Below are 1,864 nucleotides of genomic sequence, written 5' to 3' on the forward strand. Positions count from 1 at the left end.
TTCTTCATTGGAATAATTTTTATCCATACATGTTTTGAGAAGAGTTTTTCGCAGTTCCTCATCAGAAAAACCATATTTTTGAGCCATAGCGGTTAAGGGGTTATTTATCATGGTCGTTTCCTTTTTTTGGCGTGATTCAGCCGTGGCGTGCCTCACGCTTGTGTTAAAAGTTGTTTGTTTTGAGAAAAGAGGGTCTATAAAGACTGTTTATCTGTCAGTTCATAAGCAAGATATTGATTTATATAGATAATTTATCGTTATTCATATTGAATGAGAGTCCCGAATAACGTAAGATTCTCTTATTTCAAACCTGCTTATCTTGAATCAATCAAAACCACTCACTTGCACCTCACAAGTGGGATGAATGTGTGGATAAAATTTATATAAGAAAGGACTAAAAATGGCTCTTATGAATCGTCTTAATGCAAGGGCTGTCGCAACATTGGGTGCTGGTAAATATAATGATGGTGCAGGCTTGTTACTTCATAAGCGTGAAGATGGTGGCGCTCAATGGATTTATCGCTATACAATTCACGGACGACGCCGTGAAATGGGATTAGGGTCTCTAAGACATATCTCTTTAAAACAAGCTCGTGAACATGCAACACGGTGGCGTTCTGTTTTACATGAGGGTCGTGACCCCATTAAAGAACGTGAAAAACAAAAGCGTGAGGCAATAAGCAATCTTCATTATCTTAAAGACATTGCTTTAGAGACTTTTGAAAGCCGTAAAGCCGAATTAAAAAATGATGGGAAAAATGGGGACTGGTTGGCACCTTTGCGTCTTTACATTCTTCCTAAATTAGGCTGCCTTCCCATTTCAGAAATTACCCAAACAGAGATACGCAATACACTTTCCCCCATATGGCATACAAAAGCAGGAACAGCAGAGAAAGCACTAAACCGTCTTAATATTTGTTTCAAACATGCTGCTGCATTGGGATTAGATGTTGATTTACAAGTCACAGCCAAAGCACGCGCTCTCTTAGGGAAACAACGCCATAAAGCTATTAATATGCCTGCAATGGATTGGAAAGATGTGCCGGCTTTTTATCAAACGCTTTGCACAAAAACAACCATGACACAACTGGCTTTGCGTTTGCTTATTCTGACAGGTGTTCGTACACGTCCTTTACGTTATATCCATAAAGATCAAGTTGATGGAGATATATGGACTATTCCTGCTGAAAATATGAAAGGACGACGTGATGCGACAACAGAGTTTCGTGTTCCTTTATCATCAGAAGCACTCAAAGTGATAGAACAAGCGCGCCTGCTGTCTCGCAATGATTTCTTCTTTTCTGCAACCGGTCGAGGTCCTCTTGCTGAAAAGTGTATGTCAAAATACATGAAACGTGTTGGACTTGATGTCTGCCCGCATGGTTTTCGCTCTAGTTTACGCGATTGGCTTGCTGAAACAACCGATGCCCCCTATGAGGTTGCTGAAACCATTCTAAGTCATACAGTAGGAGGACAAGTAGAACGTGCCTATCGTCGTACTGACTATTTAGAACAGCGCCGTGTTTATATGGATAAATGGGCAGCTTATGTCACCGGTCAAACTTAAGAGATGGGGTGCAATACCCCATAATCTGTGGATAACTTTAGCTCTCTCTTTTCTCATATATTGTCATTAAGATTCATCAAGATTCAATTTTTAAAAAAAACATGATAAAAGACTGTTTTTTATAGATTAAATACCTTTTCAACGATTCAAGAATATGGTTAATAAGTGGTTATGATTTGTTTATAATTTGTGTTTTGAAAGGATTTTAGAAATGACAGAAAATGATACTCTTCTCACAGACCGTGAAAGTGCAAAATTGCTCCATATGAGTGTTTCAACATTCCGCCGTCATGTGAC

The 1,864-nt window shown here is 39.0% G+C and carries 1 protein-coding gene and 1 pseudogene; both read left to right on the plus strand.

What is annotated here, in order from left to right; genetic code table 11:
- Positions 1-400: 400 nt before the first annotated feature.
- The gene (locus tag BN67_RS08840; RefSeq protein WP_019223750.1) at positions 401-1,567 is read left to right on the plus strand and encodes a tyrosine-type recombinase/integrase; all 1,167 of its coding nucleotides are present in this window, start codon (positions 401-403) and stop codon (positions 1,565-1,567) included.
- A gap of 211 nt (positions 1,568-1,778) precedes the next feature.
- Positions 1,779-1,864, plus strand: a pseudogene (locus BN67_RS12030) (helix-turn-helix transcriptional regulator); the annotation flags it as partial.

Source organism: Bartonella rattaustraliani AUST/NH4 (assembly GCF_000312565.1).
Taxonomy (GTDB): Bacteria; Pseudomonadota; Alphaproteobacteria; order Rhizobiales; family Rhizobiaceae; genus Bartonella; species Bartonella rattaustraliani.